The organism is Fulvivirga sp. M361 (genome assembly GCF_007097395.1).
Lineage (GTDB): Bacteria > Bacteroidota > Bacteroidia > Cytophagales > Cyclobacteriaceae > Fulvivirga.
The window spans coordinates 162,065-177,289 of record NZ_VKDC01000002.1 but is presented as its reverse complement, the minus strand read 5'-3'; the positions used below and the strand labels follow the sequence as shown (position 1 = coordinate 177,289).

At 39.1% G+C, this 15,225-nt stretch carries 14 protein-coding genes and 1 tRNA gene; 11 read left to right on the top strand and 4 right to left on the bottom strand.

The features are described 5' to 3' along the window. The first annotated feature begins 35 nt into the window (after positions 1-35). The 8 genes from FNH22_RS02085 (at position 36) to FNH22_RS02050 (ending at position 5,755) form a co-directional block, all read left to right on the top strand. The gene (locus FNH22_RS02085) at positions 36-818 is read left to right on the top strand and encodes a TatD family hydrolase (RefSeq protein WP_143396649.1); all 783 of its coding nucleotides are present in this window, start codon (positions 36-38) and stop codon (positions 816-818) included. Then, positions 808-1,878, top strand: a complete 1,071-nt coding sequence (locus FNH22_RS02080) for an asparaginase (RefSeq protein ID WP_143396648.1) — start codon at positions 808-810, stop codon at positions 1,876-1,878. Before FNH22_RS02085 ends, FNH22_RS02080 begins: the two co-directional genes overlap by 11 nt. An 83-nt stretch (positions 1,879-1,961) precedes the next feature. Next, positions 1,962-2,049: transfer RNA gene (locus FNH22_RS02075), tRNA-Ser, on the top strand. A 96-nt stretch (positions 2,050-2,145) separates the two neighbouring features. After that, the gene (locus FNH22_RS02070) at positions 2,146-2,973 is read left to right on the top strand and encodes a MotA/TolQ/ExbB proton channel family protein (RefSeq protein WP_143396647.1); all 828 of its coding nucleotides are present in this window, start codon (positions 2,146-2,148) and stop codon (positions 2,971-2,973) included. 18 nt (positions 2,974-2,991) lie between these two features. Next, positions 2,992-3,318 (top strand): hypothetical protein, encoded by a 327-nt coding sequence (locus FNH22_RS02065; protein WP_143396646.1) that lies wholly within the window; start codon positions 2,992-2,994, stop codon positions 3,316-3,318. Further along, on the top strand, positions 3,318-3,905 hold the full coding sequence (locus tag FNH22_RS02060) for a biopolymer transporter ExbD (protein WP_143396645.1): 588 nt from the start codon (positions 3,318-3,320) through the stop codon (positions 3,903-3,905). The genes FNH22_RS02065 and FNH22_RS02060 overlap by 1 nt, the downstream gene beginning before the upstream one ends. A 1-nt stretch (position 3,906) precedes the next feature. After that, positions 3,907-4,368: a biopolymer transporter ExbD gene (locus tag FNH22_RS02055; protein WP_143396644.1), complete on the top strand. Its 462-nt coding sequence runs from the start codon at positions 3,907-3,909 to the stop codon at positions 4,366-4,368. 73 nt (positions 4,369-4,441) lie between these two features. Then, a complete protein-coding gene (locus FNH22_RS02050) occupies positions 4,442-5,755 on the top strand; it encodes an MFS transporter (protein ID WP_143396643.1) in 1,314 nt (437 codons plus the stop codon). On the opposite strand, the gene FNH22_RS02045 is transcribed toward FNH22_RS02050, so the two are convergent. Further along, positions 5,752-7,545 carry an SLC13 family permease gene (locus FNH22_RS02045; protein ID WP_143396642.1) on the bottom strand — a complete coding sequence of 598 codons (1,794 nt, stop codon included), beginning with the start codon at positions 7,543-7,545 and terminating at the stop codon, positions 5,752-5,754. The two genes, FNH22_RS02050 and FNH22_RS02045, sit on opposite strands and share 4 nt — an antisense overlap. Before the next feature lie 102 nt (positions 7,546-7,647). Between FNH22_RS02045 and FNH22_RS02040 the strand changes: the two genes are divergently transcribed. Beyond that, positions 7,648-8,088: a type I restriction enzyme HsdR N-terminal domain-containing protein gene (locus FNH22_RS02040; protein WP_221420199.1), complete on the top strand. Its 441-nt coding sequence runs from the start codon at positions 7,648-7,650 to the stop codon at positions 8,086-8,088. Between the two features lie 59 nt (positions 8,089-8,147). Here FNH22_RS02040 and ald read toward each other — a convergent pair whose 3' ends face one another. Continuing rightward, positions 8,148-9,260 (bottom strand): alanine dehydrogenase, encoded by a 1,113-nt coding sequence (gene ald / locus FNH22_RS02035; RefSeq protein ID WP_143396641.1) that lies wholly within the window; start codon positions 9,258-9,260, stop codon positions 8,148-8,150. A gap of 304 nt (positions 9,261-9,564) precedes the next feature. Between ald and FNH22_RS02030 the strand changes: the two genes are divergently transcribed. Next, entirely contained in the window at positions 9,565-11,976 is a 2,412-nt protein-coding gene (locus FNH22_RS02030; protein ID WP_370513159.1) for a thiamine pyrophosphate-dependent enzyme, read from the top strand. Here the strand turns inward: FNH22_RS02030 and FNH22_RS02025 are convergent. Further along, complete coding sequence (locus FNH22_RS02025) at positions 11,973-12,764, bottom strand: hypothetical protein (RefSeq protein ID WP_143396640.1); 792 nt, start codon at positions 12,762-12,764, stop codon at positions 11,973-11,975. The genes FNH22_RS02030 and FNH22_RS02025 overlap by 4 nt on opposite strands. A 29-nt stretch (positions 12,765-12,793) precedes the next feature. Between FNH22_RS02025 and FNH22_RS02020 the strand changes: the two genes are divergently transcribed. Continuing rightward, positions 12,794-13,783, top strand: a complete 990-nt coding sequence (locus FNH22_RS02020; protein ID WP_185154044.1) for an acyl transferase — start codon at positions 12,794-12,796, stop codon at positions 13,781-13,783. 218 nt (positions 13,784-14,001) lie between these two features. Here the strand turns inward: FNH22_RS02020 and FNH22_RS02015 are convergent, their stop codons facing one another. Continuing rightward, entirely contained in the window at positions 14,002-15,162 is a 1,161-nt protein-coding gene (locus tag FNH22_RS02015) for a sigma-54 dependent transcriptional regulator (RefSeq protein WP_143396639.1), read from the bottom strand. Positions 15,163-15,225 lie beyond the last annotated feature (63 nt).

Here is a 15,225-nt window from a genome sequence, read left to right as displayed (position 1 = left end):
TGTGACTTTTTGTAAATGCAACTATTATTGACTTGATGAATGCGCTAGTAGACACCCACGCTCATATTTACCTTGATGCTTTTAGTAAAGATATCCACGAGGTAATGGAGCGAGCGGAGGAAGCTCGGATAGAGAAGATATACATGCCCAATATTGATCATTCTACAATTGATAATATGATGGAGTTGGAGACCAGGTATGATCAGTGTATTGCTATGATGGGGCTTCATCCTTGTTCGGTGGATAAGAAATTTGAAAAGGAGCTCTACCTCGTGGAAGAATGGCTTACGAAAAGAAAATTTGTAGCGATTGGTGAAATAGGGACAGATCTGCATTGGGACAAAACCTTTTGGGCACAACAGCAGGAAGCATTTTCTATTCAGCTTAACTGGGCTAAAGAATACAATATACCTGTTGTTATTCACTGTAGAGAATCTATTGAAGAAACCATTGAACTTGTAGCCCGACACGCTGATGACACACTTACAGGTATCTTTCATTGTTACACGGGTGATGTGATACAAGCCAATAAGATCATTGAATTAGGCTTTTACCTGGGTATTGGCGGAGTAAGCACCTTCAAGAATGGCGGGTTAGACAAAGTGCTGCCTGAAATAGACCTGGAGCATATTGTGCTTGAAACGGACAGCCCTTACCTGGCGCCTGTTCCCCATAGAGGTAAAAGAAATGAGCCTTCGTATGTGTCATTTGTGGCTGAAAGGGTCGCTACCATAAAACAATGCTCTTTAGAAGAAGTAGCTAATAAAACTACCGGTAATGCTTTTCAACTATTTAAAGTAGATGCGCATGCGATATAATAGAATTAATATCATTACTTCAGCGCCAAAACCCCCTGAGGCATCGATATTGATCATTTATACGGGAGGTACATTGGGCATGATACATGATGCTCAGGGGGCACTTAAGCCCTTTGATTTTTCTTCAATTTTAGACCATGTGCCTTCACTGCGACAACTGGAACTCAACCTGACGGTAATCTCTTTTGAAGTCCCTATTGACAGTTCAGATATTTCTCCGACGGAGTGGGTCCAGATTGGAAAGCTAATCTATTCGGAGTATGATAATTTCGATGGATTTGTGGTTTTACATGGCACGGATACCATGGCTTACTCGGCTTCGGCTTTAAGTTTTATGCTGGAGAATTTATCTAAACCTGTCATATTTACCGGTGCCCAGCTTCCCATTTCTTCTTTTAGGTCCGATGCGAGGGAAAACGTTATAACGGCAATTGAAATTGCAGCGGCCAAAGAGAATGGAGCTGCCATTGTACCTGAAGTGTGTATCTTTTTTGACTATAAACTATTCCGTGGTAACCGATCTAAAAAAGTGGAAAGCTTATACTTTGACGCATTCGAGTCAGAGAATTATGCAGCTTTAGCCGAGTCTGGTGTGGTAATCAACTATAATCGGTCAGCCATTTTGAAAAGTAATAAAAAGCACGATCTCATATTACATGATCGTTTTGACAATAATGTAGCTATACTGAAACTGTACCCGGGTATGACCAAGTCATATGTTACCTCTGTTTTGGGCTGTGACGGATTAAGGGGAGTTGTGTTAGAAACGTTTGGTGCAGGGAATGCTCCTACCGCAAACTGGTTGATTGAGTTGATTGAAGAGGCTATAAAAAAAGGGATAACTGTGGTAAATATATCCCAATGCCCGGGGGGGACGGTGATGCAGGGAAGATATGAAACGAGCAAACGACTAAAAGAAATTGGAGTGGTAGGCGGTATGGACATGACGCTTGAAGCCGCTATTACCAAGCTGATGATTATACTGGGAGATGAAAAAGATATGACAGAAATCAGTTTGAAAATAAATGCCTCAAAATGTGGGGAATTAAGCCTTAATTAGGCCTATTTAAATCTATTGTATGCTTGCATAAAGTGTTTTTTATTGATTTATTTGTGATTCTCGTGAGCGGAAGGCTTGCATTTGGAGAGGTGACCGAGTGGTTGAAGGTGCTCGCCTGGAAAGTGAGTGTGCCCCAAAAGGGTACCGGGGGTTCGAATCCCTCCCTCTCCGCAGAAATTTAGAACTTTATAATTAACTTTAAACAATAATCACTTAATCGTCTAACAACTTCCTCTTGCATAGAGGAAGTAACTTAAAACTTGAATTATGAAAAAACTATTTGCATTATTGGCCCTTGCTGGAATTTTAACGCTTGGCTACAATACTCAAGCCCAAGAGGAGTCGGCAGATACAACCGGAACTGAAGTTGATTCAACTGCCACAGAAGAAGCAGCTGTTGAAGAGACGCCGATTGAAGAGCCTGCACAAGAAGAGTCAATTGTTGATGAAGAAGTTCAAGAGTCTTTTCACCAAATAATCAAAGATAAATTCATTGAAGGAGATTGGCAGTTTATGACGCCTGTACTTCTTTGTTTAATTATTGGTCTGGCTATTTCTATTGAAAGAATCATTACATTGAATCTTGCAACTACAAATACAGACAAATTATTAGCTACGGTAGAAGATGCATTGGCTAATGGAGGTGTTGAAGCTGCAAAAGAAGTAACCAGAGGTACCCGAGGGCCTGTAGCATCGATTTTTACACAAGGATTAATGCGTATGTCAGAGGGTATTGAGATGGTTGAAAAATCTATTATCGCCTACGGATCAGTAGAAATGGGAAGACTGGAAAGAGGACTGGTTTGGGTATCATTATTTATAGCACTTGCCCCAATGCTTGGTTTCATGGGTACTGTAATTGGTATGATCGGTGCATTTGATGCTATCGAGGCAGCAGGTGATATTTCGCCTCAAATTGTGGCGAACGGTATTAAAGTAGCCCTACTTACCACAGTGGCAGGTCTTATTGTTGGTATTATTCTGCAAGTATTCTACAATTACCTGGTATCAAAAATTGATTCACTTGTAAATCAAATGGAAGATGCATCTATTACTTTAGTTGACCTTTTGGTAAAGCACAAATTGTCTAAATAAACACCTAAGCCTTATCATATGGAAAATTTTGTAGACATTGGACTTTGGGTAGCTTATATTCTTGTTTTTATAGCTATCGTGTCCGCAGTTGTTTTGCCTATAGTTAATTCACTTGGTGATCCAAAGTCATTGGTTAAGCCGTTATTAGCTATTGTAGGTATTGGTGTTTTGTTCCTGATCTCATGGTCAATGGCTGGAGATGCAGTTAATGCAAGAGCTGTAGTGGCTGGCGTTAGCGGTAGTGTAAGCAAAGCAGTGGGAGGTGCATTAATTACAATGTATATACTGTTTATAGCAGCACTTGTAGGTATTGTGTTCACAGAAATTAATAAAGCATTTAAATAATGGCTCGAAATAAAGGAAGGAGTAACCCAGAGATAAATTCAAGTTCGATGGCAGATATTGCCTTCCTGCTCTTGATTTTCTTTTTGGTGACTACCACAATAGCAAATGACAGAGGTTTAAGTCTTCAGTTGCCACCAAACCCTGAAGATATCGAAAATATAGATATCAAGATACCAGAGCGAAATCTGTTCAAGATACAGGTTAACTCAGCGGATAAGCTTTTGGTAGAAGGTGACCCGTTGGAAAATGTATCGGAAATAAGGGGTATGATCAAAGAGTTCGTTATGAATAACGGACGAGATCCGGAATCTTCGGATACACCGAAGGAAGCAATTGTTTCTTTGAAAACTGATCGAGGCACTTCACAAGAGAAATTCATTGAAGTACTAGATCAGATTCAGGGTGCTTATTATGATATGTATGCGGAAAGAATAGGAGTTACGAATAAAAGATGGCGTGATATAGCATCCGACCTCACCGACCCTGACAATAAAAGACTTTATGATGAAGGGCGTGGGTTGAAAGATGGCTCATTAGAGTTTCCTATGAACCTTTCCATTGCAGAACCCACTAAAATAGGAGGTTGATATGTCAAAATTTAAGAAAAAAGCGAATACAAAACAGGATATACCTACCTCGGCGCTTCCTGATATTATCTTTATGCTACTGTTTTTCTTTATGGTGACGACAGTATTACGTGAGGTAACCATTAATGTAAAACAGAGAATTCCGGATGCAACCCAGTTGAGGAAGCTTCAAAGAAAATCGCTGGTAAGCTACCTGTACATAGGTGAGCCTAAAAAGACCGACCAGTGGGGAAGTGAGCCACGTGTTCAGGCTAATGATGTTTTCATTGAGCCTAAAGATGTTATTCTATGGGTGACGGCAGAAAAAGATAAATTAAATGAAGTAGAAAGAGATCAGATCACAATCGCAATGAAAGTAGATAGAGAAGCGAAACGTGGTTTGGTAGCAGATTGTGAACTCGAATTGAGGAAAGCAAATGCTCGTAAGCTCCTTTACACCACTATACAGGAGTTAGACGAATAACCTGTAGTTTAAAACGTTATAATTTAAAGTTAAAGGGTATCTGGTCATCAGGTCCCTTTTTTTGTTTTATACAATGGAACTCAATAATAAAAAAATCATCAATGCCTGGTGCATGTTTGACTGGGCGAATTCTGTATACTCATTAGTTATAACTTCTGCGATTTTCCCGATCTACTACACTACTGTGACCACCGGAAAAGACGGAAACGACATTGTTGACTTTTTTGGTTTTCAGGTAGTTAATACCGTGCTGTATTCCTATTCGCTTTCTTTTTCTTTCTTGTTTGTTGCAGCCATATTACCCCTTTTATCCGGTATAGCAGACTACAGTGGGAAGAAAAAACTCTTTCTGAAGGTATTCATGTATCTGGGAGCTTCTTCATGTATAGGACTTTTCTTTTTTACTGGTGAAAACGTTGAATGGGCCATTATATGTTCTATCATAGCAAGTGTGGGCTTTAGTGGTGGGCTTGTTTTTTATGATGCCTTTTTACCTGAAATAGCTTCTAAAGACCGATTAGATAATGTAAGTGCCAGGGGTTACTCTTTTGGATATATCGGAAGTGTCATACTTATGATCATTAACCTGATAATGATTGAAAAATATGATTGGTTTGGATTACTGGACGCAGGAGTAGCCACCCGGCTTGCTTTTTTGACAGTAGGCTTCTGGTGGATGGCTTTTTCGCAGATCACTTTCATTCGATTGAAGGATAAGGCGCCAGCGAATGTGCAACAAGGTAATTTGCTCACTAACGGGTATAAGGAGATTTTAAAGGTTTGGAAAACTGTAAAAGCATTGAAAGTGGTAAAGCTGTTTTTGATGGCTTTTTTCTTTTATAACATGGGTGTTCAGACGGTCATTTATCTTGCTGCTTCTTTTGGTTCCAAAGAACTGAAAATGGAGAGTGCCTCACTGATTTTAACTATTCTCATCATCCAACTGGTTGCTATTGCAGGGGCTTATTTGTTTTCTTATGTTTCAGCCCGAAGGGGAAATAGCTATTCATTGATCCTGATGGTGTTGATTTGGATGTTAACGTGTGTTGGGGCCTACTTCATTACGACTGAAATGCAGTTTTTTATGTTAGCAGTGGTAGTAGGTGCTGTTATGGGAGGAATTCAATCGCTTTCCAGGGCGACTTTTGCCAAGCTTATTCCACCGGATGATCAGGATCATGCTTCTTATTTCAGTTTTTATGATGTTACTTATAACCTATCGATCGTAATAGGAACGTTCTCTTATGGATTCATCGAGCAGATTACAAATAGTATGAGGAATAGTGTTTTGGTGCTGATTATTTTTTTCGTAATAGGATTGGTATTCCTGATCAGCGCTAAGATTCCCTTTCACAAAACACCGAAAACAAATCAACCTACTTCTTAGGCCAGTAATAAATCCCGGTAAAGAAAGACGATAATACTTAATGAAACGGCCAGGTATATTACTGTCACCGGTAAACCTATTTTTAGAAAATCTTTGAAGTTATATCCACCTGGGCCATATACGATGAGATTAGTTTGATACCCTATAGGCGTCAGAAATGCTGCTGAAGCAGCAAAGGCTATCCCCAGATAAAAAGGATCTCCAGGTATGGCTAGTTTCATTGCTGTAGCCAGTGCCAGTGGAAAAGCGATTGCTACAGCTCCTATATTTGTAATAAGTGAGGTAAACAATGTGGTAATTATCATCAAACCAGCCAATACGGCCACTTTTCCATGGTCAGCCAGCAATTCTAATAAGGCAGAAGCCACTAACTTCCCGGCCCCGGTATTTATCATAGCCTCTCCAATAGATATGGATAAAACAAGAATGACAACAAGATTAATATCTAAATCACGCTTAACGTTTTTTAGTGTTACTAATTTGAATGAAACTGCTATGGCCAAAAGAATAAGCAGAGAAACGAAAAGATTGAAAATTTGGCTCACCAATAGTATTACAGCAGCTGCTAATAATGCTAATAACTTATGTTTATTCTTCTTGTTCGGTTGTATTTCTTTTTCATCTCCGGCAATTATGTACAGATCTTTATACAGATCAACTCTATTTAAAAACTGATCTCCGGTATATAGTAGCAACACATCTCCGGCTTTAAGTGCGATCCTGCCAATTTTGCCGCTGAGTTTTTCGCCATTTCTATGAATAGCTACTACAGCCGCATCATAACGCCCCCGGAAATTAGATTCTTTAATTGTTTTACCAAGTAAACTTGAATTGGCACTTACCACGGTTTCTACTACTTTGAGCTTACCTGTGATAGAAGGGGTGAGTTTTGGGGGTAATTCAATGCCAATATTTGCCAGGGTAAGATCTATGATATTGTCGGTATTACCGGCAAAGATCAAAATGTCGTCTTTTTGTATAATTTCTGAAGGAGTTACAGGAGAAATAATATTTTCCTGCCTGACAATTTCTACAAGGTAAACACCGCTTAAATTTCTTAACTCACCTTCTATGATGTTTTTTCCTATTAAGGGAGAGTTTTTACTAAGGCGTTTTTCAATCAGGTATTCTCTCTTATTAAGTTCAAATCGTTCTATTATATCTCTTTTACTTGGTAGTAGCAGGTTACTGAATAATGCCAAAAATGTGATACATATAATGGCGACTATTGTTCCGGTTATTAAAAGTTCTAAAGGCTTTATTTCACTCAGGTTGTTTTCTATGAGGAATCCATTCAAGATCAAGGTGGTAGATGTTCCTATCATCGTGATCATACCTCCTAAAATGGTTGAATAAGATAGTGGTATGAGTAATTTAGAAGGTGAAATATTGTTTTTTCGGCCCCAGTTAAATACATATGGAGTCATAATGATGACAACAGGGGTATTGTTTGTAAAAGAAGATAATAATGCGACTTTACCCATCATTGAGAGTAAAAAAGCTTTATAACCCTTGGCTTGTCCAAAAAAACGATCTAGAAATATTTCTATATTGAAGTTTTCCCTGATTCCTGCGGTGATTAGAATAAGCAGTACAACACTTGCTATGGCCTCATTGGAAAAACCTTCCAATACATCGCTAGGAGATATCAGTCCCAATACTAATAATGTAATAGAAGCAAATAAAAAGGCAATAGTAGGTTTTAACCATTGCTTGTAAATAGTAATAAATAGCAATGCTATAATGCCTAGAACAATATGAGGCTGAATATGTACAGGTATTAAGGGCATATGTTTTTAAAATGCAATAGATTCCTTGGGTAGGTTCACAATAATGCTTATCCGCGCACCATTATTTCCTTTCAATAATTAGATATCTTAGTTTTGTTTGACATGATCCAATTGAACCTGCCTCAAATCGCTTGCAATATCAGAAAAAATGATGGAAAACCGGAGATTTTCGATGCAGTAAGAAAGAAGTATGTAGCCTTAACCCCAGAAGAATGGGTCAGACAGCATTTCATCCATTACCTTGTGAATCAATTGGAGTATCCTAAATCATTGCTATCTGTAGAGACGGGTATGAAGTATCATACACTTAGTAAGAGGACAGATATTCTGGTTTACAATAGGGACATGAGCCCACTATTGCTGACAGAATGCAAATCCTTCAAGGTTAGAATTACACAATCCAGTCTAAACCAGGTGGCAGTTTATAACCGAATGATTAAAGCACCTTATATGGTGTTAACCAATGGCTTAAAACATTACTGCTGCCATTTGACAGAGAAAAACTATGAATTCATAGAAGAAATACCCCCTTTTCCTTTGTAGAATTTAACTTTACCATTTCATCTGTCAAATGCAAGGGGAGTTATCCTCAAGTTTAAGCGCTACAAAAATGATTCTACAGGGGTATATGGTAGATCAAATGCTTCAGATACAGCTTCATAAACAATTTCACCATGGATAATATTCAGTCCGAGTTTCAATTCTTCGTTTTGCTTACAAGCCTCTTTCCATCCCTTATTGGCTAATGCTATGGCATATGGGAGTGTTGCATTAGTGAGTGCAAGTGTCGAAGTATAAGGAACGGCCCCTGGCATATTCGCTACACAATAGTGAAGAATTTCATCAATGATGTAAGTAGGGTCCTGATGAGTAGTGGGTTTACATGTTTCAATACAGCCACCCTGGTCCACGGCAACATCTACCAGCACGGTGCCCGGACGCATATCTTTAAGCATATCCCTTGTAATCAAATGAGGTGCTTTGGCTCCGGGTATGAGAACGGCCCCAACAATAAGGTCGTGAGATGAGATGAGTTCCCGAATATTATATTCATTGGACATGAACGTATTTACATTTGCCGGCATCACATCATCAAGATAGCGAAGCCTGTTTAAATTCAGGTCCATTATGGTTACGTCAGCCCCCATGCCTGCTGCCATTTTTGCGGCGTTAGTGCCCACTACACCCCCACCTAATATAAGTACCTTTGCAGGTCGTACTCCCGGAACACCTCCGAGTAGAATTCCTCGTCCTTTTAAAGGTTTTTCTAAGTATTTGGCGCCTTCTTGAATGGACATTCTACCGGCTACCTCTGACATAGGTATCAGAAGAGGTAAGCTTTTGTCCGACTTTTCCACTGTCTCATAGGCCAGGCATACACTTTTACTGGCCATCATGGCTTTTGTTAACGGCTCATAGGAAGCAAAATGGAAATAAGTAAAAACAAGTTGACCTTCTTTAATGAGTTGATATTCTGGTTCTATTGGTTCCTTTACCTTCAAAATCATTTCAGCTATTTCATAGGTAGCTTCAATGTTAGGTAGTATTTGAGCACCAGCTGCTTCGTAATCTTCATCTACAAAGCCACTGCCAGTTCCAGCGTCAGATTGAATGTAAACGGTATGACCCCTTTTGATCAATTCTTTAGCTCCGGCAGGCGTTAACGCCACTCTGTTTTCGTTGTTTTTAATTTCTTTTGGAACACCAATTATCATGACTTTCTGAATTTTAAGGTGAGCAAATATAGCAAGTAGGAATACATTTTTGAGGTGAATAGCCTTTAATTTCTGACTGGTCAAACTGCAACTTTTTTAATAACCAAAGAATATTTGGCGCCCAATATGCAATCGTTTGTATTATCTTTTTCAATTTCTTTATGAGTGGTTTTTTATTTAAAATTTCTGATTTTTTCAAAATATTCACTTTTATGCTTAAATAGTGTCTAATTTGAATCCACCTTCATTTTCAGTATTTTTGCAATCCTGCAAGGGGCCATAAAGCTAAAAGATCTTAAACATTCTGGACGTGAGTACTACTACTAAGACTGCAAAGAAGACAAAGAGAATAACTGAGATACTTTCTGACTATCGTTTAGCCTGCGAAAGTAGGGAAGCAAGTTTATTAGGTAGAAAAGAGGTATTCATGGGAAAGGCCAAGTTTGGCATTTTTGGTGATGGAAAAGAAATTCCTCAGATCGCTATGGCTAAGGCTTTTAAAAAAGGAGATTTTCGGTCCGGTTACTACAGGGATCAGACATTTATGTTTGCCATTGGCGAACTTACTCTCCAGGAATACTTCGCACAACTTTATGCCCATACAGATGAGAAGGCCGACCCTGCGTCAGCCGGTAGGTTGATGAACGGTCACTTTGCTACCAGAATGCTGGATGATTCAGGTCAGCTTAAAGAACTTTCAAACATTTATAATAGTAGTGCCGATATCTCTCCTACAGCAGGGCAAATGCCACGTTTGGTAGGTTTAGGTTACGCTTCTAAACTCTTTAGAAATAACCTGGACCTTCATGTTTACAAGCATTTATCTGATAAAGGCAATGAAGTAACCTTTGGAACTATAGGCAATGCTTCCACTTCAGAAGGACTGTTTTATGAAGCTATTAATGCTATAGGAGTTTTACAAGTTCCCGTTGTTATGTCGGTTTGGGATGATGATTATGGTATATCTGTGCCTCAGAAGTACCATACCACCAAAAGTAGCATATCAAAGGTGTTGAGTGGCTTCCAACGAAATAGTGAAGAAGAAGGTTTTGAAATATACACGGTTAAGGCCTGGGATTATCCGGCCCTTATTAAAGTTTACAATGAAGCAGCAGAGGTGTCCCGAAAAGGACATGTGCCTACATTTATTCATGTAGAAGAGGTCACACAGCCGCAAGGTCATTCAACTTCGGGCTCTCATGAGCGATACAAATCCAAAGAACGCCTGGAGTGGGAAGTGGAACATGATTGTATTAAGAAGTTCAAAGAATGGATCGTTCTTTCAGGTTTTGTGGAAACAGAAGAGCTTGAAGAAATAGAAAAAGAAGCTAAAGCAGAAGCAAAAGATGCGAAAAACAGGGCATGGAAAGCTTTTAATGATTCAATCAGGGGAGATGAAGAACAAGTGCATGCCTTTTTGAATGAAGTAGTAAAAGATAGTATACATTCCCGGGAGGTTGCATTGATCAAAAGGGAGTTAGAAACTACTATTAACCCGATTAGGCTTGATGGTATCAAGGCGATAAAGAGATCACTGAGAGTGATCCGCAATGAATCACTACCAATCAAACAGAAAATGGTAGAATGGTTGAGCAAGTCAAACGAAGAAAATCTGCGTCGTTACAGCTCTCATTTGTATAGTGAATCGGATAGTTCTGCTCTTAATGTGCCGGAAATTAAACCTTTGTATAAAGATGGAACAAGCTTGATTGATGGTAGAGAAGTTCTTCAGGCTTGTTTTGACAAGGCCCTTGAGAGAGACCCATTGGTCCATGCCATTGGCGAAGACGTAGGAAAAATTGGTGATGTAAATCAGGCATTTGCCGGTATGCAAAAAAAATATGGAGAGCTGCGTGTAACTGATACAGGTATAAGAGAAGTCACCATCATAGGGCAGGGGATAGGAACCGCACTTCGTGGCATGAGGCCTATCACTGAGATACAGTACCTTGACTATCTTATATACGCATTACAGACACTTTCTGATGACCTGGCCACACTTCAGTATCGTACGAAAGGAGGGCAGAAAGCGCCGTTGATCATTAGAACCAGAGGCCACCGCTTAGAAGGTGTATGGCATTCAGGTTCTCCTATGGGCATGATTTTGAACAGCCTGAGAGGGATTTACGTGTTGGTCCCGCGAAATATGACTCAGGCAGCGGGGTTCTATAACACAATGTTACAATCAGATGATACAGCTTTGATCGTTGAATGTTTGAATGGATACAGGTTGAAGGAAAAGATGCCTGAAAATATTGGCGAATTTACTGTTCCGTTAGGAAAGCCTGATATACTAAAAGAAGGGAATGATGTAACGATAGTCACCTATGGCTCCATGTGCCGCGTTGTGATGGAATCAGCCAAGGAACTTGAGAAGGTTGGTATTAGCTGTGAAGTAATCGACGTACAAACCTTGTTACCTTTTGATATTGATCATTCCATTGTAGAATCTGTTAAGAAGACCAATCGCATTGTATTTGCTGATGAAGATGTTCCGGGTGGGGCTTCTGCGTTCATGATGCAAAATGTACTGGAGATACAAAACGCCTACAGATTTCTTGATTCAAAGCCAATGACTATAACAGCCAAAGAACATAGACCTGCTTATGCTTCTGACGGAGATTATTTTTCCAAACCGAATGTTGAAGAAATATTCGATAGGATCTACGAGATGATGTCAGAGGTAGAACCTGAAACTTATCCTAATTTATATTAGTTAGCTGTTATTTCATCCAATGTGAAAAGGGGGGTATCTATCGTATTACTTCTGTTTCCTTCTCTATCAAACATAGTCACCTTAAGCTTGATTAGTCCATCGCCAAGATAATTAGTGAAAGGTACCAACTGAACCATCCTTCTTGTAATGGTCCCCTCTAATGGAGCAGGACGATCAAGTGCTTCCGGATCCAACACCCTAAACCTACCGCTATAGTCAGTATTACACACTCCGGGGTTAATGGTACGCCAATCAAATTCTTCTGTGGCTTCATCGATCTCACCATCATTATTAAAATCGACAAAGAATTTGATGATAATGTTATTATGTCGCTCGTTCGGTTGGAAATACACTATCGTATCTAGTGCCTGCCCATTTACTTCTATCTGAGGGTTTTCATCCCAAAACAGACATGGGAAGCTACTGTTTGTATAAGATGGCAGCGTATCTATTACAGCCGTGTCAGCTAAAATGAGGAGGTCATCAAGGGTTTCATTTTGAAAATCGAATATCCGACCAGTCTTATTGCTAAAGTAGTTTTTCTGGTTAAATGGGGGAGCCTGTTCATCCGTATCAATACCCAGATCACCATTACCATCTTCAAAATCAATAAGTAATAAAAGACTATCAGGTAATCCGGCACCTACCCTCGGTTTGTAGATAATGCTATTGAAAGTAATCCTTGGTTCCCTGGCAAACTCCGGATCATCAAAACAAGATGAAAGCAGAGTACCAACCGTTATGCATACTATTGCTAATGTGATTATCTTCGACAGGTACTTGAACATATTTCTGAACCAAATATAAAGTATAACGATTGTTCTCTTTTAAAAGTTTTAAGCAAAAATTATTCCGTATTTCATTGGATACTTTTGATGCATTAGCACTGGAAGTATTTCAGTACCAGTATGCAAATAACGCGATCTATAGATCTTTTATTGAGCATATTGGCATTAATCCGATAAATGTAACGATGCTGACCCAAATTCCCTTTATGCCCATCTCTTTTTTTAAAAGACATGCCATTCAGACAGGAAGTTGGAAACCGGAAAAAATATATGAAAGCAGTGGAACAACAGGAACAACCACCAGCCGTCATTTAGTACGGGACAATCAATTCTATTTAGAGCTCACGGAACGTATATTTAGGCTTTTTTATGGTAGCCTGGACCAGTATCACTTTCTTTTTTTACTACCGTCATACCTGGAACGTGGGACTTCATCACTGATCACTATGGCAAACCATTTTGTTCAACGAAGTGATTCAGAGCATTCGGGGTTTTATCTTCATAATTATGATGAACTAATAAACAAAATAGAATTTTTGAAGCAGAGCTCGAGCAAGAAAATATTTTTATGGGGAGTAACATATGCTTTACTGGATGTTGCAGAACAATATTCTCCCGACCTTTCAACGGTAATTGTTTTAGAAACAGGAGGCATGAAAGGCAGGAGAAAAGAACTCACCCGTGGTGAACTTCATGAAAAACTTAAAAAAAAATTTAATGTGACAGAAATCCATTCTGAGTATGGTATGACAGAGCTTATGTCACAGGCATATTCTAAAGGGGATGGTAAATTTTTTACTCCTCCATGGATGAAGATTATACTAAGAGATGCACATGATCCGTTTGATTTACAAGAGATTAATAAAAGCGGAGGGATTAATGTCATTGATTTAGGGAACGTTTTTTCCTGTGCTTTCATTGAAACACAGGACCTGGGTTTGTCTGATCAACAAGGTATAATGGAGATACATGGGAGGTTTGATAACTCAGATATTAGAGGTTGTAATCTATTAGTTTAACCTCATTTATGGTTTTATTTAATTGTTTTTTATAAATTGGATGTTTGAAATGAATTTTTAGCGGATATGAAATTTAGATTGGTTCTATTCTTTTTGATATTGTTTGGCATCACTTCATGCGCACAATACACTTGCCCTACCTATTCTAAAGGGGATGTAGACAGTGAAAATAAACAGGAGATAAAAAAGGAAAACGTCTGACTTTGTAAAGTCGGATATCAATTGATATCAGTATTTTTCCTCACATCATTTTCAGTAATCTTACCTGAACTCATAATGATCAGACGTTCTACCACATTGCGTAGTTCCCTGATGTTTCCGGTCCAATCGTGCTTTTGAAGAAGTCGAACAGCTGTATCTTCTATCTCTACCGGTTTGGCACCATATTCCATAGCTATGTCGGCCAAAAATTTATCTACCAACAAAGGAATGTCTTCATTCCGCTCTCTTAACGGTGGTACTTTGATCAATATCACACTTAACCGGTGATATAAATCTTCCCGAAACTTATTCTCTTCTATAGCTTTTTTAAGATTTTTATTGGTAGCAGCCACTACCCTCACGTTTACTTTAATGTCCTTATCACCACCTACACGTGTGATACGGTTTTCCTGTAGCGCCCGGAGAACTTTCGCCTGAGCAGAGAGGCTCATATCACCTATCTCATCCAGGAATAGAGTTCCTTCGTTAGCCTGTTCAAATTTACCTATCCGTTGTTTTATTGCGGACGTAAATGAGCCCTTCTCATGACCAAAAAGCTCACTTTCGATCAATTCAGAAGGTATAGCAGCGCAATTCACCTCTATCATGGGTCCTTTACACCGGTTGCTTTTTTCGTGCAACCATCTGGCTACCAATTCTTTTCCTGTGCCATTTTCACCAATAATCAGAACTCGGGCATCAGTAGGGGCTACTTTTTCAATGGTGTCTTTTACGTCACATATGGAGGTTGATTCACCTACGATGTCATATGCCTTTGAAACCTTTTTTTTGAGCACCCTGGTTTCGGTCACTAAACTTCCCTTATCCATTGCATTTCTGAGTGTTACAAGTAAGCGGTTAAGGTCAGGTGGTTTTTGGATAAAATCATAAGCTCCTTTTTTTGTAGCTTCCACAGCTGTTTCGATAGTACCATGAGCGCTTATCATGATAAACTGTGTTTCAATACCTTGCTCTATCCCTTTTTCCAATACTTCCAAGCCGTCCATCTTAGGCATTTTAATATCGCAAAGGGCTACATCAAACTTTTCTTTCGTAAGCATTTTAAGGCCCTCTTCTCCATTTTTGGCTTCGCTCACGTCATATTTTTCATATTCCAGTATCTCTTTGAGCGTATCTCGAATGCTTTGCTCATCGTCGATGATCAAGATTTTTGGCATAGGTGGTTTGTTAAGTTAGTGTAATAACAAAAAATCCGTAAGCTATACTTTAGCTAACGGATC

What these genes read in the sequence shown, in the direction of transcription:
- FNH22_RS02060 (WP_143396645.1), top strand. Translation starts at nt 3,318, where the DNA reads ATGGCTCGAAATAAAGGAAGGAGTAACCCAGAGATAAATTCAAGTTCG.
- FNH22_RS02015 (WP_143396639.1), bottom strand. Translation starts at nt 15,162, where the DNA reads ATGCCAAAAATCTTGATCATCGACGATGAGCAAAGCATTCGAGATACG.
- FNH22_RS02050 (WP_143396643.1), top strand. Translation starts at nt 4,442, where the DNA reads ATGGAACTCAATAATAAAAAAATCATCAATGCCTGGTGCATGTTTGAC.
- FNH22_RS02025 (WP_143396640.1), bottom strand. Translation starts at nt 12,764, where the DNA reads ATGTTCAAGTACCTGTCGAAGATAATCACATTAGCAATAGTATGCATA.
- FNH22_RS02065 (WP_143396646.1), top strand. Translation starts at nt 2,992, where the DNA reads ATGGAAAATTTTGTAGACATTGGACTTTGGGTAGCTTATATTCTTGTT.
- FNH22_RS02080 (WP_143396648.1), top strand. Translation starts at nt 808, where the DNA reads ATGCGATATAATAGAATTAATATCATTACTTCAGCGCCAAAACCCCCT.
- FNH22_RS02045 (WP_143396642.1), bottom strand. Translation starts at nt 7,545, where the DNA reads ATGCCCTTAATACCTGTACATATTCAGCCTCATATTGTTCTAGGCATT.
- FNH22_RS02055 (WP_143396644.1), top strand. Translation starts at nt 3,907, where the DNA reads ATGTCAAAATTTAAGAAAAAAGCGAATACAAAACAGGATATACCTACC.
- FNH22_RS02070 (WP_143396647.1), top strand. Translation starts at nt 2,146, where the DNA reads ATGAAAAAACTATTTGCATTATTGGCCCTTGCTGGAATTTTAACGCTT.
- FNH22_RS02085 (WP_143396649.1), top strand. Translation starts at nt 36, where the DNA reads ATGAATGCGCTAGTAGACACCCACGCTCATATTTACCTTGATGCTTTT.
- ald (WP_143396641.1), bottom strand. Translation starts at nt 9,260, where the DNA reads ATGATAATTGGTGTTCCAAAAGAAATTAAAAACAACGAAAACAGAGTG.
- FNH22_RS02040 (WP_221420199.1), top strand. Translation starts at nt 7,648, where the DNA reads ATGATCCAATTGAACCTGCCTCAAATCGCTTGCAATATCAGAAAAAAT.